General features: G+C 73.6%; 23 protein-coding genes and 1 riboswitch. Of the genes, 6 read left to right on the plus strand and 17 right to left on the minus strand.

Annotated elements, in window-relative coordinates; all coding sequences use genetic code 11:
• Positions 1-87: 87 nt before the first annotated feature.
• Both SM452_RS26945 and SM452_RS26950 read right to left on the minus strand, forming a co-directional pair.
• Positions 88-837: a sugar isomerase domain-containing protein gene (locus tag SM452_RS26945; RefSeq protein ID WP_463840965.1), complete on the minus strand. Its 750-nt coding sequence runs from the start codon at positions 835-837 to the stop codon at positions 88-90.
• Positions 834-1,670, minus strand: coding sequence for an alpha/beta fold hydrolase (locus tag SM452_RS26950; protein ID WP_252454486.1), 837 nt, complete (start codon positions 1,668-1,670; stop codon positions 834-836). The genes SM452_RS26945 and SM452_RS26950 overlap by 4 nt, the downstream gene beginning before the upstream one ends.
• Before the next feature lie 76 nt (positions 1,671-1,746).
• Positions 1,747-1,853, plus strand: a riboswitch (TPP riboswitch).
• Positions 1,854-1,928: 75 nt separating this feature from the next.
• On the opposite strand from SM452_RS26950, the gene SM452_RS26955 reads away from it, so the two are divergent.
• The 3 genes from SM452_RS26955 (at position 1,929) to SM452_RS26965 (ending at position 4,862) form a co-directional block, all read left to right on the plus strand.
• Positions 1,929-2,519, plus strand: a complete 591-nt coding sequence (locus tag SM452_RS26955) for an ECF transporter S component (RefSeq protein ID WP_091421696.1) — start codon at positions 1,929-1,931, stop codon at positions 2,517-2,519.
• A gap of 112 nt (positions 2,520-2,631) precedes the next feature.
• Entirely contained in the window at positions 2,632-4,065 is a 1,434-nt protein-coding gene (locus SM452_RS26960; protein ID WP_463840966.1) for an ABC transporter ATP-binding protein, read from the plus strand.
• Positions 4,062-4,862, plus strand: a complete 801-nt coding sequence (locus SM452_RS26965; protein WP_463840967.1) for an energy-coupling factor transporter transmembrane component T family protein — start codon at positions 4,062-4,064, stop codon at positions 4,860-4,862. Before SM452_RS26960 ends, SM452_RS26965 begins: the two co-directional genes overlap by 4 nt.
• 193 nt (positions 4,863-5,055) lie before the next feature.
• Here the strand turns inward: SM452_RS26965 and SM452_RS26970 are convergent, their stop codons facing one another.
• Positions 5,056-5,421, minus strand: a complete 366-nt coding sequence (locus SM452_RS26970; RefSeq protein WP_355512811.1) for a hypothetical protein — start codon at positions 5,419-5,421, stop codon at positions 5,056-5,058.
• Positions 5,422-5,787: 366 nt separating this feature from the next.
• Here SM452_RS26970 and gndA point away from each other — a divergent pair, with 366 nt between their 5' ends.
• Complete coding sequence (gene gndA, locus SM452_RS26975; protein ID WP_463840968.1) at positions 5,788-7,230, plus strand: NADP-dependent phosphogluconate dehydrogenase; 1,443 nt, start codon at positions 5,788-5,790, stop codon at positions 7,228-7,230.
• Positions 7,231-7,257: 27 nt separating this feature from the next.
• Here gndA and SM452_RS26980 read toward each other — a convergent pair whose 3' ends face one another.
• The 4 genes from SM452_RS26980 to recO all read right to left on the minus strand — a co-directional run bounded on the left by SM452_RS26980 (position 7,258) and on the right by recO (position 9,565).
• A complete protein-coding gene (locus SM452_RS26980; protein ID WP_463840969.1) occupies positions 7,258-7,482 on the minus strand; it encodes a thioredoxin reductase in 225 nt (74 codons plus the stop codon).
• Positions 7,483-7,629: 147 nt separating this feature from the next.
• Complete coding sequence (locus tag SM452_RS26985) at positions 7,630-7,815, minus strand: hypothetical protein (protein ID WP_073831832.1); 186 nt, start codon at positions 7,813-7,815, stop codon at positions 7,630-7,632.
• Between the two features lie 68 nt (positions 7,816-7,883).
• On the minus strand, positions 7,884-8,660 hold the full coding sequence (locus SM452_RS26990) for an isoprenyl transferase (RefSeq protein ID WP_199733322.1): 777 nt from the start codon (positions 8,658-8,660) through the stop codon (positions 7,884-7,886).
• A 32-nt stretch (positions 8,661-8,692) separates the two neighbouring features.
• Positions 8,693-9,565, minus strand: coding sequence for a DNA repair protein RecO (recO, locus tag SM452_RS26995; protein WP_194802343.1), 873 nt, complete (start codon positions 9,563-9,565; stop codon positions 8,693-8,695).
• A 102-nt stretch (positions 9,566-9,667) separates the two neighbouring features.
• On the opposite strand from recO, the gene SM452_RS27000 reads away from it, so the two are divergent.
• Entirely contained in the window at positions 9,668-10,447 is a 780-nt protein-coding gene (locus tag SM452_RS27000; protein ID WP_262015155.1) for a DUF4097 family beta strand repeat-containing protein, read from the plus strand.
• A 22-nt stretch (positions 10,448-10,469) separates the two neighbouring features.
• On the opposite strand, the gene SM452_RS27005 is transcribed toward SM452_RS27000, so the two are convergent.
• The 8 genes from SM452_RS27005 to SM452_RS27040 all read right to left on the minus strand — a co-directional run bounded on the left by SM452_RS27005 (position 10,470) and on the right by SM452_RS27040 (position 17,877).
• Positions 10,470-11,645, minus strand: a complete 1,176-nt coding sequence (locus SM452_RS27005) for an acyltransferase family protein (RefSeq protein ID WP_463840970.1) — start codon at positions 11,643-11,645, stop codon at positions 10,470-10,472.
• 150 nt (positions 11,646-11,795) lie between these two features.
• The gene (era, locus tag SM452_RS27010; RefSeq protein ID WP_262015153.1) at positions 11,796-12,692 is read right to left on the minus strand and encodes a GTPase Era; all 897 of its coding nucleotides are present in this window, start codon (positions 12,690-12,692) and stop codon (positions 11,796-11,798) included.
• Positions 12,689-13,075, minus strand: a complete 387-nt coding sequence (locus tag SM452_RS27015; protein ID WP_135241577.1) for a cytidine deaminase — start codon at positions 13,073-13,075, stop codon at positions 12,689-12,691. The genes era and SM452_RS27015 overlap by 4 nt, the downstream gene beginning before the upstream one ends.
• Positions 13,068-14,477 carry a hemolysin family protein gene (locus tag SM452_RS27020; protein ID WP_262015211.1) on the minus strand — a complete coding sequence of 470 codons (1,410 nt, stop codon included), beginning with the start codon at positions 14,475-14,477 and terminating at the stop codon, positions 13,068-13,070. Before SM452_RS27020 ends, SM452_RS27015 begins: the two co-directional genes overlap by 8 nt.
• Positions 14,453-14,926, minus strand: a complete 474-nt coding sequence (gene ybeY, locus SM452_RS27025; RefSeq protein WP_013287968.1) for an rRNA maturation RNase YbeY — start codon at positions 14,924-14,926, stop codon at positions 14,453-14,455. The genes SM452_RS27020 and ybeY overlap by 25 nt, the downstream gene beginning before the upstream one ends.
• A 39-nt stretch (positions 14,927-14,965) precedes the next feature.
• Positions 14,966-16,024, minus strand: coding sequence for a PhoH family protein (locus SM452_RS27030; protein ID WP_262015152.1), 1,059 nt, complete (start codon positions 16,022-16,024; stop codon positions 14,966-14,968).
• 135 nt (positions 16,025-16,159) lie between these two features.
• The gene (locus SM452_RS27035) at positions 16,160-17,536 is read right to left on the minus strand and encodes a serine hydrolase domain-containing protein (RefSeq protein ID WP_463840971.1); all 1,377 of its coding nucleotides are present in this window, start codon (positions 17,534-17,536) and stop codon (positions 16,160-16,162) included.
• The gene (locus tag SM452_RS27040) at positions 17,533-17,877 is read right to left on the minus strand and encodes a histidine triad nucleotide-binding protein (protein ID WP_013475524.1); all 345 of its coding nucleotides are present in this window, start codon (positions 17,875-17,877) and stop codon (positions 17,533-17,535) included. Before SM452_RS27040 ends, SM452_RS27035 begins: the two co-directional genes overlap by 4 nt.
• A gap of 80 nt (positions 17,878-17,957) precedes the next feature.
• Between SM452_RS27040 and SM452_RS27045 the strand changes: the two genes are divergently transcribed.
• Positions 17,958-18,719, plus strand: coding sequence for an SDR family NAD(P)-dependent oxidoreductase (locus SM452_RS27045; protein WP_463840972.1), 762 nt, complete (start codon positions 17,958-17,960; stop codon positions 18,717-18,719).
• A 105-nt stretch (positions 18,720-18,824) separates the two neighbouring features.
• Here SM452_RS27045 and SM452_RS27050 read toward each other — a convergent pair whose 3' ends face one another.
• The gene (locus tag SM452_RS27050) at positions 18,825-19,559 is read right to left on the minus strand and encodes a 16S rRNA (uracil(1498)-N(3))-methyltransferase (RefSeq protein WP_194802352.1); all 735 of its coding nucleotides are present in this window, start codon (positions 19,557-19,559) and stop codon (positions 18,825-18,827) included.
• A gap of 1 nt (position 19,560) precedes the next feature.
• Positions 19,561-20,706, minus strand: coding sequence for a molecular chaperone DnaJ (gene dnaJ, locus SM452_RS27055; protein WP_175438744.1), 1,146 nt, complete (start codon positions 20,704-20,706; stop codon positions 19,561-19,563).
• Between the last annotated feature and the right edge of the window lie 51 nt (positions 20,707-20,757).

The raw sequence follows: 20,757 nt of genomic DNA on the forward strand, positions 1-20,757 counted from the left end.
GGACCTCCCCGGGAGACGGCACGGCCGGCGGGTGAACGCCCACCGGCAGGAGCGCCAGTGCCCCGTACGGCTGATCACGAAACCGGTTCAGGAACCGCGGCGGATCCGGCCCGCGTACCGTGCCTCCAGCTCGGCGTTGTGCTCGTCGCCGCCGGTGATGTTCGCGGACAGGTAGACCGGCGGGCGCTGCCCCGCCGCGACCAGCCGGGCCACCACCTCGGCGACGATCTGCTGGGCGAGCAGCGCCGCGGTGATCGAGGAGACCGCGCCGACCGCGCCGCCACCCGGTAGCGGCAGCGTCGCGTCGCCGTAGGGGGCGCCGTTGTCCAGCACCACGTCGGCGAAGTCGGCCAGCTTGCGGCCGGACGGGTGCCGCGACGTCATCCGGGCCGAGTGCTGTGCCGAGGTGATCGCCACCAGCCCGTGCCCGCGTTCCTTCACGATGGACGCGAACTCGACCATCGCCCCGTTCACGCCCGAGTTCGAGGCCAGCACGAACACGTCCTGCGGACGGATCGGCGCCAGCTCGTAGAGGCGGTGCGCGACCGCCGGGTCGCGTTCCAGCTTCGGTCCGAGCACGTCGGCCGGGTCGCCGCCGATCAGCACCAGGTCACGCAGCGCGATCCGGTTGGTGGGCACCAGCCCGCCGGCCCGCCCGGCGATCTCCATGGCCAGCGCCTCGGAGTGCCCGGTGCCGAACGCGTGCACCACCCCGTCGGCCTGCAGCGCCGCCGCGATCAGGTCGGCTGCGTCGGCGACGTTCTGCCGCTGCTCGGCGGCGACCCGGCCGATCGTCTCGGTCACCACCGCCAGGTACGCGTCGGCGCTCACCGTCATGCTTCCTCCGTTCCTGCGCACCGGGCGAGGATCGCCTCGGCCAGCGGGCCGGGCGCCTCGTCCGGGATCCAGTGACTGACCCCGGGCAGCACCACGAACCGGTAGTCACCCGTGACGTGCGCGGCGCACGCCTGCGCGGCCGTCCGGCCGATCGCCACGTCCTTGTCGCTCCAGACGAACGTGGTGGGCACCCCGACCGGGGCGACCGCCTTCATGTCCGTCCCGGTCATCGCGCGGTACCAGTTCAGCGCCGCCGTCAACGCCCCCGGCTCGCGCATCGGCTCGGCGTACCGGGCCACCTCGCCGGCGCCGCCCACCCCGCTCAGCAGCTTGCGCAGCGTGGCGCCGTTCCACGCCAGCAGCACCTTCTCCGCCGTACCGGGCTTGCGGAACAACGCGATGTAGGCGGACTTGACCTTCTGCCGGGGGTCGGTGGCGAGCGCGTGGCCCATGGCGGCCGGGTGCGGCACCGACACCGCGGTCAGCGTCCGGACCCGCTCCGGGTGCGCCGCCGCCAGGCCCCACGCCACGATCGCGCCCCAGTCGTGGCCCACCACGTGCGCGCGGGTCACCCCGAGCGCGTCCAGCACCGCCGCCGCGTCGGCCACCAGCTCCGGAATCCGGTACGCCCCGACGTCCGCCGGACGCGCGCCGGGCGAGTAGCCGCGCTGGTCGAGCGCGTACGTGCGCAGCCCGGCGGCGTGCAGGGCGGGCGTCACCGCGTCCCACTCGCCGGAGTGCTGCGGGAAGCCGTGCAGCAGCAGGACGGGATCACCGCCCTCGGGGCCGCCGGCGCGTACCTCGAACGTCAGTCCCCGCGCATCCACCAGCATGATCGCCACCATACCGACACTCGCCCTGCTGGGCTGGGGGCCGTCGTCGGTGCTAGCGTCTGCGACGAGACAACTTCACATCCGACAGGGGAGCGCACAGCGCTGAGAGTGCGGGCCGGTGCCCGCAGACCCTCGAACCTGATCTGGGTAATGCCAGCGCAGGGAGTTCGGTCGACCTCCAGCCGCGTCGCCGTCCGGTGACCACCGGGCGCGGCGTGCGTCTTCTCCTGGTTCACCTCGACGAACTGGGAGCCAACCATGAACCGTACCGACAGCAACCGCTGGCGTACCGTCGACATCGTCGTCGCCTCGGTCATCGCCGTAGCCTTCGGCGTCGTGTTCCAGCTCTGGAACATCCTCTGGAAGGGCAGCGACGGGCCGTTCGCCTTCTTCGCCCCGCTGCAGTCGGTGATGTACGGCGTCTGGCTCATCCCGGCCGTGCTGAGCGCGCTGATCGTCCGCAAGCCGGGTGCGGCGCTGCTCACCGAGACCGTCGCCTCGACCGTCTCGGTGCTGCTCGGCTCCCCGTACGGCGCGATGGCGATCCTCCAGGGCGCAGTGCAGGGCCTGGGCGTCGAGGCGGTCTTCGCGGCCACCCGGTACCGCCTCTACCGGCCGCTCACGGCGGCGCTCGCCGGCGCGTGCGGCGGCCTCTTCGCCACGCTGTTCGACGCCCTGTACTGGTACCCGGGCACGAGCTGGACGACCTTCCGGCTGCCCTACATCGCCTTCGGTGTGCTCAGTTGCCTGCTGGTGGCCGGCCTGGGCGCGGTGGCCCTCACCCGCGCGCTGGCGAACACCGGCGTACTGGACCGCTTCCCCGCCGGCCGCGACCGCGCCCTGGTCTGAGGCTCGCCTCGCCCCGCCCCGGTGATCAAGGAGTTTGCGTCCGCCGGGCACGGTTCTCCGGACGCGAACTCCTTGATCACGCAGGCTGGGCCGGGAGAGGGGGTGGTGGGCGGTGAGCGGGGTGGTGCTCCGGGGGTTCGGGTGGCGGCACGGGGGACGGAAACGCTGGGCTCTGCGCGGGGTGGATCTGCGCGTGGAGAGCGGCGAGCGGGTGCTGCTGCTCGGACCCTCCGGCGCCGGTAAGAGCACGCTGCTGGCCGCACTGGCCGGGCTGCTGCCGGAGGACTCCGGCGAGCAGGAGGGCACCGTCGAGATCGACGGGCTGGACCCGCGCAAGGCCCGCGAGCGCGTCGGCATCGTCTTCCAGGACCCGGAGACCCAGCTCGTCATGGCCCGCTCCGGCGACGACGTGGCGTTCGGGCTGGAGAACCGTGGCGTACCCGCCGGCGAGATCTGGCCCCGCGTCGACGAGGCGCTGCACCGGGTCGGCTTCCCGTACGACAGGGACCGCCCCACCGCCGCGCTCAGCGGCGGCGAGCAGCAGCGGCTGGCACTGGCCGGCACGCTCGCGCTGCGCCCCGGGCTGCTGCTGCTCGACGAGCCCACCGCCAACCTCGACCCGGCCGGCGCCGGCCTGATCCGCCGGGCCGTCGCGAACGCGCTCGACCCGGACACCACGATGGTCCTGGTCGAGCACCGGGTCACCGAGGCGCTGCCGCTGGTCGACCGCGTCGTGGTGCTGGAACCCGGCGGCGGCGTGCGCGCCGACGGGCCGCCCGACGCGGTCTTCGCCGCGCACGGCGAGGCGCTTGCGGCCGCCGGGGTCTGGGTACCCGGCCACGTCGCGCCGCCCCGGCACGCCACCACGCCGCCCGGCGACGTGCTGCTCTCCGCGGAGCGGCTCGGCCTGCCGCCGCGGCTCAACCCCACCGACCTTCGGGTACGCGCCGGCGAAGCGCTCGCCGTCCTCGGTCCCAACGGGGCCGGGAAGTCCACACTGGCGCTGCTCCTGGGCGGCCTGCTGAAGCCCGGCACTGGCGCCGTCACCGCGTCGGCGGAACTCGCCGGGCGGGACGCTCGTACTCCCCCGCACCGCTGGCGCGCACCCGCGCTGGTCCGCCGGATCGGTTCGGTGTTCCAGGACCCGGAACACCAATTCGTCACCGCCACGGTGCGCGACGAGCTGGCGCTCGGCCCGCGCCGCACCGGCCGACCCGAGCCGGCGGTCACCGCCACCGTCGACGAACTGCTGCACCGTTTGCGGCTGGACAAGCTGGCCGGCGCCAACCCGTACACCCTCTCGGGTGGCGAGGCACGGCGGCTGAGTGTCGCGACGGCCCTGGCCACCGCGCCCCGCCTGCTGATCTGCGACGAACCCACGTTCGGCCAGGACCGGCGGACCTGGCTGGAACTGGTCGACCTGCTCGCCGAGCTGCGCGACGCCGGGCACGGCCTGGTCACGGTGACCCACGACGCGGACTTCGTGGCCGCGCTGGCCGACCGGACGCTCACCCTGCACCGCTCCCCCGACGGGGTGGTCACGTGATCGGCCTCGAACCGGTCGCCGCGCCCGGCGCCCCGCTGGCCCGGCGCAACCCGGTGGCGAAGCTGGCCGCCGCTGTGGTCTTCACGCTGATCCTGGTGGCGACGCTCGACCCGGTGGCCCCGGCCATCGCCATCGCCGTCGAACTCGCGGTGCTGCCGCTGTTCGGGGTCCGCTACCGGGTGCTGGCCCGCCGGGCCTGGCCGCTGCTCGCCGGCGCCGTCGGCATCCTGATCACGCTGGTGCTCTTCGCGGCCGACCGTTCCGGCCCGGTGCTCGTCGAGGCCGGGCCGATCCTGGTCACCCAGGGCGTGCTGATGACCGCGCTCGGACTGGTGCTGCGGATGCTCGCCGTGGCGCTGCCCGGCATCGTCGTGTTCGCCACCACCGACCCGACCGACCTGGCCGACGCGCTGATCCAGAACGCCAAGGCACCCGCCCGGTTCGCCATCGGGGCACTCGCCGCGTTCCGGATGGTGCCGCTGCTGGAACAGGAGTGGCGGATGATCAGCATGGCCCGCCGGGCCCGCGGCGTGGACGCCGGCCGCAACCCGGTGGCGAAGCTGCGGCTGTTCGCGTCCACCGCGTTCACCCTGCTGGTGGGCGCGATCCGGCGGGGTACCCGGCTGGCGGTGGCGATGGACGCCCGGGGCTTCGACGCGGGCACCCCACGCACCGTTGCCCGCCCGCAGCGCTTCACTCGCGCCGACGCCCTGCTCGTGGCGGGCGCCGCGCTGCTGGCAGGCGGCGCCCTGGCCACAAGCATCGCCCTGGGCACCTTCCGCCCCTTGATCGGCTGACCCCTCCCTCTCCCTCCCTCCCCCTCACCTCCGCCCCCGCCCCGTTGATCATGAAGTTGACGGCACCGGTTGCCCGATTCGCCCCCGCCAACTTCATGATCAACCAGAGCCGGGCGAGATCTTGGTACGGAAGGGCCCCTATGGGGGCCGGAATCCTCCAAGATCTTCGGGGAGGCTCGGGCGGGGCTGTCGGTCAGCTGCGGCGGAAGGCGTAGAACCGGGTCTGGCCGGCGCGCTGGCTCCGCCCGGTCAACCGGGCCTGCCGCCCTGCCGGTGGGCCCGATCTGGGCGGCGTCGCGGATGCGCCCGGCAGGACCGGGGTCTCCGGAGACTCCGAGGGCGACACCGTCGGCGCAGCCAGGACCGGCGACACCGCATCCGGAGACACGGCGGGCGCCGCCGGCTCGGTGGGAAGCACCACCGGGGACACGGTGGACGCCGACGGCTCGGTGGGGAGCACCACCGCGGGTGGCGTCACCGTGAGCGCGTCGAGGTTTGGCGTGGTCACCTGCGGCGACGACTGCTTGCGGGACTTCTTCGGATTGCGCTTCGCGGGCATTCGCGGGCCTCCTGTCGTGCGGGCGCGCCGACCGGGACGCGCCGAGCGAGGGCTCCGGTGCGTTCCGATCACGACAGACACCGCGACCGACGGTGGCGGGGAAGGAATGCGGACGCCCGGAGCAGGACGGGTCCACGGCACTGGCGGCGGTGGACCGGGCTCGGAGGTGGGGCGTCACTTACGCATGCGGCAACGCTATCCCGCCGCCCGGAGGTCCGCACCCGATTTACCGGGAGAGAACGCGGACGTGCCCGCGCGAGACGCACGGCCACCCGCCGATCACGCCCTGTCGACGTCCCCGCCCGCTCCCCCGGCGACCGCGATACGGTCGCAGCACGGCAGCACGAACGAGAGGTGGCGGTACGCATGGCAGAGCAGGCGACGGCGCAGATCGGGGTCACCGGTCTGGCGGTGATGGGCCGCAACCTGGCCCGGAACCTGGCCCGTAACGGCTTCGCCGTGGCGGTGCACAACCGGTCGCCGGAACGTACCCGCAGCCTCGTGGCCGAGCACGGCGACGAGGGCACGTTCGTGCCGTCGGAGTCGCTCGCGGACTTCGTCGGCTCGCTGGAGCGGCCCCGCGCGGTGATCGTGATGGTGAAGGCCGGTGCGCCGACCGACGCGGTGATCGACGAGCTGGTCCCGCTGCTGGAGGAGGGGGACATCGTCGTCGACTGCGGCAACGCGCACTTCGCCGACACCCGCCGCCGGGAGGAAGCGCTGCGCGAGCACGGGCTGCACTTCGTCGGCACCGGCGTGTCCGGCGGCGAGGAGGGCGCGCTGCTCGGCCCGAGCATCATGCCGGGTGGTTCGGCCGAGTCGTACCGCAAGCTGGGGCCGATCTTCGAGAAGATCGCCGCGCAGGTGGACGGTGAGCCCTGCTGCCGGCACATCGGGCCGGACGGCGCGGGCCACTTCGTGAAGATGGTGCACAACGGCATCGAGTACGCCGACATGCAGCTCATCGCCGAGGCGTACGACCTGTTGCGGGCCGGTCTGTCGGCGAGCCCGGCGGAGATCGCGGAGATCTTCCGGGAGTGGAACGGCGGCGAGCTGGGGTCGTTCCTCATCGAGATCACCGCCGACGTGCTCGGCCACACCGACGCGGCCACCGGCCGGCCGTTCGTGGACATCGTGCTCGACCAGGCCGAGCAGAAGGGCACCGGCCGCTGGACCGTGCAGAGCGCGCTGGACCTCGGCATCCCGATCACCGGCATCGCCGAGGCCACGTTCGCCCGGTCGCTGTCCGGCCACGCCGACCAGCGCGAGGCCGCCCGCCGGGTGTTCGCCGACGCGGGCGACAAGTGGCAGGTGGACGACCGGGACGCGTTCGTCGAGGACGTGCGCCGCGCGCTGCTGGCCAGCAAGATCGTCGCGTACGCGCAGGGCTTCGACCACATCCGGGCCGGCAGCCGGGAGTACGACTGGGACATCGACCTGGGCGGTACGGCCACGATCTGGCGGGGCGGCTGCATCATCCGGGCCGGTTTCCTGGACCGGATCCGGGAGGCGTACGACGCGGAGCCGGACCTGTCGACGCTGCTCGTCGCGCCGTGGTTCGCCGAGCGGGTCAGCGCCGGCGTACCGGCCTGGCGACGGGTGGTGGCCGACGCGGCCCGGGCGGGCGTCCCGGCCCCGGCCTTCGGGTCGTCGCTGGCCTACTTCGACGCGCTGCGGGCGCAGCGACTGCCGGCCGCGCTGATCCAGGGCCTGCGGGACGACTTCGGCGCGCACACTTACCACCGGGTGGACCGGGCCGGCTCGTTCCACACGCTGTGGGCGGGCGACCGCTCCGAAGTGGAGGCGTGAGCCGCACCGGCAGCACGGCCGGACGGGTCACCAGGCCCGCTGACCGTCCGGGTCGGGCGCCCAGCCGGCGGCCGGTTCGCCCGCCGCCAGCTCGCCGATCTCACCGGAGCGGACGGCGGGGGTGTGCCCGAGGTCGGCGCACCACCGCTGGGCGACGTCGGCGCACAGTGCGGCGACGGCGTCCCGGCGGGCCGGCTCCACCAGGTCGGCGGCGGCCAGGGCAGTAGTCATCTCGTACCGGAGATCGCGCATCCTCCACCCCCGTGGCGGGCACGCACCCGGCGGCGCGCCCTGCGCCGATCGTAGAGCGGAACGCCCCGCCCCCGGCGGGAAAGCCGGATGCGGGGCGTCACACTCGGGCCGGATGTCGGCCGCAGCCACCAGGGCCGGGTGTCGCGGTCAGAAGAACCGGCGACGCTTGGCCTTCTGCGGCCGGACCAGGTCGGCGCCCTTGGTCAGCAGACGGCTCACCCCGGACGGGCCGCGACGGGCCTCCAGGGTGTGGCTGAGCCGGCGCGCGCCGGCCGCCGCCAGCGGCACGGCGACCGCCATGACCGCCCACTGCGCGATCCGCTTCTGAATCATGTGGTTCACCTCCGCGTTTGCTGTCTACCGGTATCGGTACCCAGCGCGGCACGTCGGTAAGCGTGACGTCAGGCGCCCGGGGCGACCGGGTTGGGCAGGGCGCCGCCGAAGCGGCGGTCGCGCTGGGCGTACAGCTCGCAGGCGTACCAGAGGTGACGGCGGTCGAAGTCGGGCCAGAGCGTGTCCAGGTAGACCAGTTCGGCGTACGCGGTCTGCCAGAGCAGGAAGTTGGAGATGCGCTGCTCCCCGGAGGGGCGCAGGAACAGGTCGACCTCGGGCACCTCGGGGTGGTAGAGGTACCGCGCGATCGTCTTCTCGTTCACCTTGGCCGGGTCGAGCCTGCCGGCCGCGACGTCGCGGGCGATCCCGGCGGCGGCGTCGGCGATCTCGGCCTGGCCGCCGTAGTTGACGCAGAACTGCAGCGTCAGCGTCGAGTTGCCGCGCGACATCTCCTCGGCGGTCTGCAACTCGGAGATGACGCTCTTCCACAGCCGGCCCGCGCGGCCCGACCAGACCACCCGTACGCCCAGGTCGACGAGCTGGTCGCGGCGGCGGCGGATGACGTCCCGGTTGAAGCCCATCAGGAAGCGGACCTCGTCGGGCGAGCGCCGCCAGTTCTCGGTGGAGAACGCGTACGCCGACAGGTAGGGGATCCCCATCTCGATCGCGCCCTCGACCGCGTCGAACAGGCTGTGCTCGCCCTGCTCGTGCCCCTTGGTGCGGGGCAGCCCGCGCTCCTTGGCCCAGCGGCCGTTGCCGTCCATCACGATGGCGACGTGCCGGGGCACCGCGGCGGGCGGCAGCGCCGGCGGACGGGCGCCGGAGGGGTGCGGGGTCGGCGGCACCGGCTCGCGGCGGGTCGCCCTCGTCGATCGGATCACTCGGTCATCTCCCTGTTCACACCGGCGACGGGCCCGGCGCCGGAGCGCGGCGGGACCACATCCGGCCCCGCGACGCCGGGCGGCGGGACCGCGCCGGCCGCCGGGGCACCCCGGTCGACCAGCGGCAGCGAGCGTAGCGCGCGCTCCAGATGCCACTGGAGGTGCGCCGCGACCAGCCCGCTGCACTCCCGGCGTACGCCGGTCTCGGCGGCGTCCGCGTACCCCCAGTCGCCGGAGGTCAGCGCGGACATCAGCTCCAGCGTGGCGGGCGCGGGGTGGGCGGCGCCGGGGGGCCGGCAGTCCGGGCAGACGGCGCCGCCGGCCGGTACGGAGAACGCGCGGTGCCGGCCCGGCTCGCCGCAGACGGCGCAGGCGGCGAGCGCCGGCGCCCAGCCGGCGAACGCCATGCCGCGCAGCAGGTACGCGTCGAGCACGAGCGTGGTGGCGTGCTCGCCGCGGGCGAGCGACTTCATCGCGCCGAGGGTGAGCTGGAACAGCCGCAGCGACGGTTCGCGCTCGACCGGGGTGAGCCGCTCGGCGGTCTCGGCGATCGCGCTGGCCGCGGTGTAGCGGGGGTAGTCGCCGAGGAACCGCTTGCCGTACAGCTCGATCGCCTCGACCTGGCTGACGGTGTGCAGCGAGCTGCCCTGGTTGCCCTTGGGGTCGCCGGCGAGCTGGAGGTCGACGTGCCCGAACGGTTCCAGCCGTGCGCCGAACCGGCTCGTGGTGCGCCGCACGCCCCGGGCCACCGCGCGCAACCGGCCGTGCCGGCGGGTGAACAGCGTGATGATGCGGTCGGACTCGCCCAGCTTCTGCACACGCAGCACCACCGCGTCGTCGCGGTAGAGCTGTCGGCGGTACCCGGCCATCAGGCCATTCTCCCTCCGGGTGCGATCTCAGGGTCGGCTCGGGGTGCACCGGCGGGCGATCCCCGATGTGCCGGGTGCCGGGCCGGACCTAGTGTGCTGGCCATGGCTTCGCTCCGCACCGCGGTGGCCGCGACCGCTGCCGCCACGCTCATCGTTCTCTCCGGGTGTGACACCCTCTCGTTCCGCCGGCTCGACTACGACAACACCGAGCGGACCAGGATCACGAAGATCACCGTGGACGACGACGGCGCCGGCGACGTCGTGGTGCGGGCCAACGGCCCCGCCGACCAGGTACGCGTCAAGCGCGTGGTCCGCTACCAGGGCGACGAGCCGACCAGCCGGTACGAGATCAAGGGCGACGAACTCGTCCTGCCCACGGACTGCGGGCACCGGTGCAGCATCTCCTGGGAGGTGACCGCACCGCCCGGCGTGGTGATCCGCGGCGGCACCGGCTCGGGCAACGTCGACCTCACCGACGTGGGCACCGTCGAGTTCACGCTCAGCTCCGGCGACCTGACCATCAGGGGCGCCACCGGCGAGGTCCGCGCGTCCACCACGTCGGGCAACATCCGGGTCGTCGAGGCGGCCGCTCCGGTGCGGCTGCGGGCCCGCTCCGGCGACATCGAGGCCCGCCGGCTCGCCTCCGCCGTCGACGTGGAGACCACCTCCGGCAACATCGTCGTCGAGCTGGACCAGCCGGCTCCGGCCCGGGCGCACGCCACGAGCGGCGACGTCGACCTCGCCGTACCGGCCGGCCGCTACCGGGTCCGCGCCACCGCGACGTCCGGCGACACCGACGTACGCGTCACCGACGACCCGACCGCGTCGGTGACGCTCGAAGCGTCCGCCACCAGCGGCAACGTCACTGTCAGCACGCGCTGAGCGGGCCGCGCCCGGTGGTCGCTCAGTCGCCGCCGGGCGCGTCCCGCCGGGACGCCGGAACGCCGTCTCCCCGGCCGGGGTCCTCGGCCGGGCGGCGCGGGCCCGGCACCCGGGCGCCGACGCTCACCAGCGCGTCCTCCGCCCCGGCGGGGGCCGGGCTGGCCGGCGCGGCCGCCGCCCGGTCGGCCACGGTCCGCCGCGGCTTGCCGGGGACCAGTTCGGGGGTACGCCGGGCGGCCACGTCCTCGACCCAGCCGACCATGAGCGTCACCACGCCGACGAGCGCGAAGACCAGCCCCACCCGCAGCCACAGGCCCACCGGGTCGCGCGGCGACCAGCCGACCAGGCCGACGAGCGGGGTGAGGAGCACCACGAACGGCATGTGCCAGAGGTAGATGGTCAGCGCGCGCCGGTTCACCACGGTCACCGCCCGGCCGAGCGCCGGCACGCGGTCGACCCAGGTCACTCCGGCCGGCGCCCGGCCGATCGCCACCAGGATGAACGCGGCCGACCAGAGCGCGTTGCCGAGCGGGATGTCGTTGATGTCGAATCCGCGCGGCCCCGGGTGGGTGACGATCCACGCCAGCCCGGCGGCGCCGATCATGGCGGCCACCGGCAGCAGCACCCGGTTGCGCATCCGGCGCAGCATCCCGTCGTGGTGGGCGAAGCCGAGCAGCCAGGCGCCGAAGTAGAGGCCGAACTCCCGCAGCACCGTCGGCGGGTTCGCCAGGACACCGGCCTCGATCGCGACCAGCAGCAGGTACGGGGCGGCGAGCGTGGGCAGCGGCGCCCGGCGGAACAGCCAGAGCACGAACGGTGAGGCGAGGACGAACCACAGGTAGTCCCGCAGGTACCAGATCGGGCTGAGCGCCAGCCCGCCCCAGTAGTTGGCCGGCGGGTCACTGATCGGGAAGAGCCAGAGCAGCACCTTCGGGCTGAACGTCAGCCCGGTGAGCAGCATGGCCGGCACGAAGACCGCGGCGACCACCCACAGCGACGGCAGGAGGCGGCGCAGCCGGCGCCCGGCCGCGCGTACCCCGCTGCGGTCCAGTGACGCCGCCATCAGCGACCCGGCCAGGGCGAACATCACCGACATCGCCGGGAACACCAGCGTGAGCGTGGCGTAGCCGGTGACGTGGTAGGTGACGACGCGCAGGATGGCCAGGAAGCGGAGCAGGTCCAGGTAGCGGTTTCGCATCAGCTCGCGGCGGGGTCCGGGGGCAGAGACAATGGTCCCTACCCTGCTCCCGGACACTGTGAAACAGCCGAGAACGCCTATGGAAAGTGAGATGTCCCATAGGTCTGGCTGATCCTGATCATCCGCTGCCGGGCCTGCCCCGGCCGCCGGTCAGAAGCCGAGCTTGCGCAACTGCTTCGGGTCGCGCTGCCAGTCCTTCGCCACGCGGACGTGCAGGTCGAGATAGACCCGGGTGCCCAGCAGCTCCTCGATCTGCCGCCGGGCGGTGGTGCCCACGTGCTTGAGGCGGCTGCCCCGGTGGCCGATGACGATGGCCTTCTGGCTCGAGCGCTCCACGTACACGTCGGCGTAGATCTTGGTGAGGTTGCCCTCCGGGATCATCTCCTCGACCACCACCGCGATGGAGTGCGGCAGCTCGTCGCGTACGCCCTCCAGCGCCGCCTCGCGGACCAGCTCCGCCACGAGCACCTGCTCCGGGTCGTCGGTGAGCATGTCGTCCGGGTAGAGCTGCGGCGACTCGGGCAGGTAGCCGGTCATCACGTCGACGAGCGTGTCGACCTGGTGGCCGGAGACCGCGCTGACCGGCACCACGTCGGCGAACTCGCCCAGCTCGCTCACCGCGAGCAACTGCTCGGCGAGCCGCTTCTTGTCGACCAGGTCGGTCTTGGTGACCACCGCCAGCACCGTGGCCTTGAGGCTGGCCAGCTCACCGGTGATGAACCGGTCGCCCCGGCCGACCGGCTCGTTCGCCGGCACGCACAGGCCGATCACGTCGACCTCGCTCCAGGTCTCCCGGACCAGGTCGTTGAGGCGCTCGCCGAGCAGCGTCCGGGGCCGGTGCAGACCCGGGGTGTCGACAAGCACGAGTTGCGAGTCCGGCCGGTGCAGCACCGCCCGGATGATGTGCCGGGTGGTCTGCGGCTTGTTCGAGGTGATCGCGATCTTCGTGCCGACGATCGCGTTGGTGAGCGTCGACTTGCCGGCGTTCGGCCGACCGACGAAACAGGCGAAACCGGCGCGGTAGGGACGCGCCTCGGGCGTTGTCACTCGACCACCGTGCCGAGGACGGTGCCGTCCGGCGCGGCCACGTGCACCGGCGCGTCGGCGGACAGGTCACGCACCGCGGCGTGCCCGGCCCCGTCCAGCGTCGACGCCTCGGTCACCACCACCGCCGCCTCCAGCCGGCTCGCGCCCGCCGCCACCGCCGAGGCCACCGCGAGCTGAAGGGCGGTCAGGGTCAGCGACGGCAGCGCCACGCTCGCCGCCGCGTACGTCCGGCCGTCCTGGTCGCGGACCGCGGCGCCCTCCACGGCCGCCACCCGGCTCCGCGCTCCCCGGGCCAGGATCACGAGCTTGGCGTCCTCCGCGCTCAGCTCGGCCGGATCGGCGGGGGTGGGCAGGGCGGCCGGTACGGCGGGTGACTCAGGCATCGGCGGGTTGCCTCTCCTCGGAACGGTTGTTGTCGCCACGCGAATCGGGCGGCTCGCTGCGGTTGGTGCCCTCCGGCGCGTCACCCCGGTCGACCCGGCTCACCAGAACCGTGTCGATCCGGTTGCGCCGGCCGGTAGTGCCCTCGGCCACCAGCCGCAGGCCTGCCACCTCGGCCTCGGCGCCCGGGATGGGCACCCGGCCGAGCGCCTGGGCGAGCAGGCCACCGACCGTCTCCACCTCGTCGGTGGGCAGCTCGGTGTCGAACAGCTCGCCCAGATTCTCCACCGGCAGCCGCGCGGTCACCCGGACGGCCCCGTCGGGCAGGTGCTCGACGGGCGGGCGCTCGACATCGTACTCGTCGGTGATCTCCCCGACGATCTCCTCCAGGATGTCCTCGATGGTGACCAGCCCGCCGGTGCCGCCGTACTCGTCGACCACGATGACCAGGTGGTTGCGGGCCGCCTGCATCTCGGAGAGCAGGTCGTCCACCGGCTTGGACTCCGGCACGAACGTGGCCGGGCGCATCAGCTCGGCCACCGGCATCTGCCGGGCGGCCTGGTCGCCCTGCACCCGGCGGATCAGATCCTTGAGGTAGAGCACACCGAGCACGTCGTCGACGTTCTCGCCGATCACCGGGATGCGGGAGAACCCGGAGCGCAGGAACAACGCCAGCGCCTGCGCGAGCGTCTTGCGTTCCTCGATCCACACCATCTCGGTACGCGGCACCATCACCTCGCGGGCGATGGTGTCGCCGAGCGCGAAGACCGAGTGGATCATCTGACGCTCGCCGTGCTCCACCACACCGCGCTGCTCGGCCAGGTCGACCAGTTCCCGCAGCTCCACCTGGGTCGCGAAGGGCCCCTCGCGGAAGCCCTTGCCGGGGGTGACCGCGTTGCCGATCAGGATCAGCAGCGACGCCAGCGGGTTGAGCGCGCGGCCCAGCCAGCGCACCAGCGGCGCGACCGCGCGGCCGACCGCGTACGCGTGCTGGCGGCCGATCGTCCGCGGGCCGACGCCGACCACGACGAAGCTCACCACAGTCATCGCGCCCGCGGTCACCAGCGCCGCCCGCCAGCCCGCGCCGAACGTGTCGACGGCCACCAGCGCGACGAGCGTGGTGGCGGTCAGCTCGGCCAGCAGGCGCAGCAGGAGCAGCAGGTTCAGATGGCGGACCACGTCACCGGCGACCGCCTGGAGAGCACGTCCGCCGCGGGCGCCGTCCCGGGTCAGCTCCGCGGCACGGGCCGGCGAGACCGCTGCCAGCGCCGCCTCGGTCATCGCGATCAGGCCGGCGAGCACCACCAGCCCGGCGGCGAAGACCAGGAGTTGAAGATCAGGCAGTCCGGCGGGGGTGCGGACCGCCGCCAAGGTGTCCATCACCGCGACCGGGTCGACCGCCAGCTGGCCAGCAGCCGGGCCTGGAGACCGAACATCTCCCGCTCCTCCTCGGGCTCGGCGTGGTCGTAGCCCAGCAGGTGCAGCACGCCGTGCACGGTGAGCAGGTGCAGCTCGTCGGCGGCCGAGTGTCCGGCCACGGCGGCCTGCTTGGCCGCCACCTCCGGGCAGAGCACGATGTCGCCGAGCAGGGCGGGCTCACCGCCGGCCGGGTTGCTCTCCCCCGGGCCATGGTCGACGCTGCCCTCGTCCATGGGGAAGGCGAGCACGTCGGTCGGGCCGTCGCCACCCATCCAGCGGTGGTTCAGCTCCGACATGTATTCGATGTCGACGAGCAGCACGGACAGCTCGGCGAGGGGGTTGACCCCCATCTCGTCGAGGGCGTGCCGCGCGACGGCGAGCACGGCGTCGGTGTCGACGTCGACACCCGACTCGTTGGCGATCTCGATGGACAACTGTCTTCCTCTGATGATGTGACGGCTTCCGCCGGTGGTTCAGCGGCGCCGGCCGGCCCGGCCGCCCTGGGCGGTGCGCCCCGGTACGGCGTGCACGCTCTGCGCCTGCTGGTTCTCCCGCTCGGCGTCCCAGCGGGCGTACGCGTCGACGATGTCGCCCACCAGCTTGTGGCGCACCACGTCGGAGCTGGAGAGCTGGGCGAAGTGCACGTCCTCGACGTTGTTCAGGATCTCCCGGACCACCCGCAGGCCGCTGGTCGTCCCGCCGGGAAGGTCCACCTGGGTGACGTCACCGGTGACGACGATCTTGGAGCCGAAGCCGAGCCGGGTGAGGAACATCTTCATCTGCTCGGGCGTGGTGTTCTGCGCCTCGTCCAGGATGATGAACGCGTCATTAAGGGTGCGCCCCCTCATATATGCCAGCGGCGCCACCTCGATCGTGCCGGCGGCCATCAGCTTCGGGATGGTCTCCGGGTCGAGCATGTCGTGCAGCGCGTCGTAGAGCGGGCGCAGGTAGGGGTCGATCTTCTCGTTCAGGGTGCCGGGCAGGAAGCCCAGCCGCTCCCCCGCCTCGACCGCCGGCCGGGTCAGGATGATCCGGTTGACCTGCTTGGCCTGGAGCGCCTGCACGGCCTTCGCCATCGCCAGGTACGTCTTGCCGGTACCCGCCGGGCCGATGCCGAAGACGATGGTGTGGGCGTCGATCGCGTCGACGTACTTCTTCTGCCCCAGCGTCTTGGGACGGATGGTGCGACCGCGCCGGGAGAGGATGTTGAGCGTCAGGACCTCGGCGGGCCGCTCGGCGCCGCCCTGCTCGAGCATGCCGACGGTACGCCGTACCGCGTCTGTGGTCAGGGTCTCGCCTTTCTCGATCAGTTCGAGCAGCTCACTGAAGAGACGCTCGGCGAGGGCGTTGTCGGCGGGGGCGCCGGTGATGGTGATCTCGTTGCCGCGGACGTGGACGTCGCTGTCGATCGAGCGCTCGACGAGCCGCAGGATCTCGTCGCCCGCGCCGAGCAGGTTCACCATGATCTTCTGGTCGGGGACCGTGATCCTGGTCTGCACACGCGGCGTGCCGGGAGGTGGGGTGCCGGTCATAGGTCGGGCCCGTCGGGCCCTGCGCCACCTGCTCTCCGCTTCTCGGGCGCCGGGCCCTGCTGGCGCGGCGTTCGGTTACCTCCATCGTATCGGGTCGGCACCGTACGCACCGCGCCCATTTCCGGTGCCCGGCGGTCAGGCGCCGGCGCGGAAGTCGTACCCGTCGAAGGTCTCCTGGGTGCGGGTGAAACGGTAGGTCGCCCAGTGCATCCGGACCACCACGCCGCGTTCGTCGCGGGTCAGTCGCAGCAGCTCCCCCACCTCCCGGCCGGAGACCGTGCGGAACACGTCCGGCCGGTCCGGCAGCGGCGCGAACACCGCGGGCGGCTTCCCGGCCGGGTCGTCCGCGCCACGCGCCCGCAGCGTCCCGTCGTGCCAGGAGAAGACGTACTCGAAGCCCTCGCCCCACCAGCGGCCCAGCACGCGGCGCAGGTGGTCCGGGGCGGGCGGGCCGGGACGCCACGGCTCGATCTCCGCCGGATCGTGCTCGGCGGCGGCGGCCAGCAGCCGGTGGGACAGGTCGAACACCTCGACGCCGGTACCGGACGAGCCGAGCACCGCGGCGCCCATCGCCCCGGCGGTGCCCTGCCCGCCGCGCCGCCCGTACACGGCGGCGAGGAATCCGGGCATCGCGCCGTCGTGGCCCACGTGTGTCACCCGCTCCGGCTGCGGGATCAGGATCAGCCCCAGCCCGAAGCCGGCCGACCAGACCGCCTCGTCGGTGGGGGTGAGCGGCCAGCGCATCTCCTCGACAGTCGTCGCGGCGAGCACCGCGCCGTCCGGGTCCACCGCCGCCGGGTCGGCCAGGAACGCGGCCCAGCGGGCCATGTCCGACGCGGTGCTCCAGAGCTGCGCGGCGGGGGCCACCGCGCCGAAGTCGGCGGGTGGTTCCGGGTGGGCCTCGTCGGAGTACGCGTCGACCAGGAACCCGGTCGCGGCCCGCTCGGTCGGGTACGGGCCGGTGGCGGTCAGCCCGAGGGGGGTGAGCACCCGGTCGGCCAGCACCTCGGCCCAGGTGCCGCCGCGCAGCCGGGCGACCGCCTCGCCGAGCAGCGCCAGGCCGAGGTTGGAGTAGTGGAAGCGCCGGCCGGTGGGTAGTACCCGCTCGACCCGGGCCAGGTCGGCCAGCATCTCGTCGACGGCCGGGGCGCGCAGGCTGTCCCACACGTCGCCGTGCGGCTCGCGTTGCAGGCCGGCGGTGTGCGACAGCAGCCGGCGTACCGTCGCGTCGCCGTGCGCGGGCAGGTCGAGGTGCCGCCCGATCGGGTCGTCCAGGTCGAGCAGGCCGTCGTCGCGACACTGCATGACGAGCGCCGCGGTGAAGGTCTTGGTGACCGAGCCGATCCGGAACACCGTCTCCGGCCCCAGCGGGGTGTCGTTGCCGGTGTCGCCCACCGTGCAGGTCCAGAGCGGCCGGTCGGCCCGGTGCAGGGCGGCCGACACCGCCGGGATCCGCCCGGTGGCCTGCGCCTGGCGCACCATCCGGCCGAGCCGGTCGGACACGTCGGTCATCGGCAGAGCATCGGGCCGAGCGGCGCGCCACCGAGCAGGTGGGCGTGCACGTGGAAGACCTCCTGGCCGCCGTACGGGCCGGTGTTGAACATCAGCCGGAACCCGTCCACGGTCAGGCCCTCCTCCTCGGCGACCACGGCGGCGGTCTGGAGCACCTCGCCGGCCAGTTCGGGCGCGCCCTGGGCCAGCGTGGCCACGTCCGCGTAGTGCTCCTTGGGGATCACCAGCACGTGCGTGGGCGCCTTCGGGTCGATGTCCCGGAAGGCCAGGGTGGTGGCGGTCTCGCGGACGATGGTGGCCGGAATCTCCCCGGCGACGATCCGGCAGAAGAGGCAGTCCATCGCAGCAGTGTAAGGACGTCGCCGCGAGCGTGGCGGGGGCACCGCCGGGCGGACCGGCAGGATGCGGCAGGATGGCCGCCATGTCGGGACGGGCGGTGCTGGTGACGGGGGCCTCGCGGGGCATCGGGCGGGCGGTGGCGCGGGCGTTCGCCGCAGGTGGAGACCGGGTGGCGATCCACCACCGGGACTCGGCCGAGCTGGCGGAGCGACTGCGCGCCGAACTGCCCGGCGACGGGCACGTGGTGGTCCGCGCCGACCTGGCCGACCCCGACGCGGTACGCGCCATGGTGGACGAGGCGGCCCAGCGGCTCGGCGGCCTCGACGTACTCGTGAACAACGCCGGGGTGTTCGGGCCGGCCGATCCCCCGCACCCGGTCTTCGAGAGCAGCTACGAGCAGTGGCGGGCGCGGTGGCGGGAGGTGCTCGACACCAACCTGGTCGGCGCCGCGAACGCCGCCTGGTGCGCCGCGCAGCACATGCGTGAGCGCGGGGGCCGGATCGTCAACGTCTCGTCCCGGGGCGCGTTCCGGGGCGAGCCGGCCAACCCGGCGTACGGGGCCAGCAAGGCCGGGATGAACGCGATGGCCCAGTCGCTGGCGGTGGCCCTGGCGCCGTACGGCATCGCTGTGGCCTGCGTGGCGCCCGGCTTCGTCGAGACCGACATGACGAACGAGCACCTGAAGAGCGAGCGGGGCGAGGCGGTGCGCGCCCAGTCCCCGTTCCACCGGGTGGCCCGGCCGGAGGAGATCGCCGCGGCGGTGCACTGGCTGGCCAGCCCCGAGGCCGAGTGGGCGGCAGGCACCATCATCGACCTGAACGGCGCCTCCTACCTCCGCTCCTGACCCCCGCGATCTTGCACTTCCGGCCCGGGCAAAACGCCGCAAAAGGGGCGCCGCGCGGGCCGAAACTGCAAGATCAGCGCGCACCAAAGAGGGGGGCGCGCGGGTTTACCAGTGGGTCAGGCGGGTGGCCAGGACTGTCAGGGCTGCCACGCCTGCCGTCGAGGTGCGCAGGACTGACGGGCCCAGGCGGACCGTGCGGGCGCCCGCCTCGGCGAACGCGGCCAGCTCGTGGTCGGCGATGCCGCCCTCCGGGCCGACCACCAGCACGATCTCCCCGGCGGCCGGAAGGTCGACTGTGGTCAGCCGGTCCTGCGCGCCCTCGTGCAGCACGAACGCGCCGGCCGCACCGGCGATCCGGCGGGCCACCGAGGCGGTGGACTCGTCCGGCGCGCCGGCCACCACCGGCAACCACGGGCGGCGGGCCTGCTTGGCCGCCTCGCGGGCGGTCGCGACCCACTTCTGCCGGGCCCGTTCGCCCCGCTCGCCGCGCCACTGCGCCACCGAGCGGGACGCCGCCCAGGGCACGATCTCGTCCACCCCGACCTCGGTCATCGCCTGCACGGCGAGTTCGCCCCGGTCGCCCTTGGCGATGCCCTGCACCACGACGAGCCGGGGCACCGGCGCGTCCGCGTACCCCCGGCTCGTGACCCGCAGGTCGAGCGTGCCGCGGCCGACGGCGGTGACCACCGCGGCGGCGGTGCCGCCCCGGCCGTCGGCGAGCACCAGTTCCTCGCCGACGCGCAGCCGCTGCACGGTGGCCGCGTGGTGGCCCTCCGGGCCGTCCAGCGTCAGCGTGTCACCGGTGGGCAGCGCCTCGACCAGGAACAGCGGCGCGGACACCTCAGGCGTGCCCGTTGAAGGCGTCGCGCATCCGGGAGAAGAAGCCGCCCTGCTTGGTCAGCTCGGCGACCTCCTCGCCGCGGGTCTTGGCGAAGTCGCGCAGCATCCGCTCCTGGTCGGCGTCGAGCTTGGTCGGGGTACGCACGTCCAGGTGCACGTAGAGGTCACCCCGGCCGGTGCCGCGCAGGTGCGGTACGCCCCGGGCGCGCAGCCGCAGCGTGCTGCCGGGCTGGGTGCCGGGCTTGACGTCGACCGTCTCCTCGCTGTCCAGCGTCTTGATGGTCAGCCGGGTGCCGAGCGCGGCGGCGGTCATCGGCACCGTGACCCGGCAGTGCAGGTCGTCGCCCTTGCGGGAGTAGACGTCGTGCGGCCGCTCGTGGATCTCGACGTAGAGGTCACCGGCGGTGCCGCCACCGGGGCCGACCTCGCCCTGCTGGGCCAGGCGGATCCGCATGCCGTCCTCGACCCCGGCGGGGATCTTGACGGTCAGCGAGCGGCGGGTGCGTACCCGGCCGTCACCCGCGCAGGTGGGGCAGGGGTGCGGGATGGTGGTGCCGTAGCCCTGGCAGACGGTGCACGGCCGGGCGGAGACCACCTGACCGAGGAAGGTCCGCTGCACCGACTGCACCTCGCCCCGGCCGCCGCACGCCTCGCAGGTGGCCAGGTGGGTGCCGGCGGCGGTGCCGGCGCCGGAGCAGGTGGTGCAGAGCACCGCGGTGTCGACGGTGATCGGCGCCTCGACGCCGAACGCGGTCTCGTTGAGGTCCAGCTCCAGGCGCAGGATCGCGTCCGCGCCGGGGCGGGTACGCGGACGCGGCCCCCGGCTGCCGCCCGCGGCGCCGCCGAAGAACGCGTCCATGATGTCCTGGAAGCCGACGAACGGACCGGCGCCGCCGGGCCCGCCCGGGCCGCCCATGCCACCGCCGCCCGGGGCGAGCGGGTCGCCGCCCAGGTCGACGATCTGCCGCTTCCGGTCGTCCGAGAGGACCTCGTACGCGGCGTTGATGTCCTTGAACTTCTCCTGGGCCTCCGGGTCCGGATTGACGTCCGGGTGGAACTGCCGCGCCAGCTTGCGGTAGGCGCGCTTGATCTCGTCGTCGGAGGCGTCCCGGCTCACGCCGAGAATGCCGTAGTAGTCCCTGGCCACTGCGTTAGGTGTCCTCATGTTCGTCTCGCGTCGCTCCGGTCGTCGGCCGGA

It is taken from the genome of Micromonospora sp. SYSU B005, from assembly GCF_055362685.1.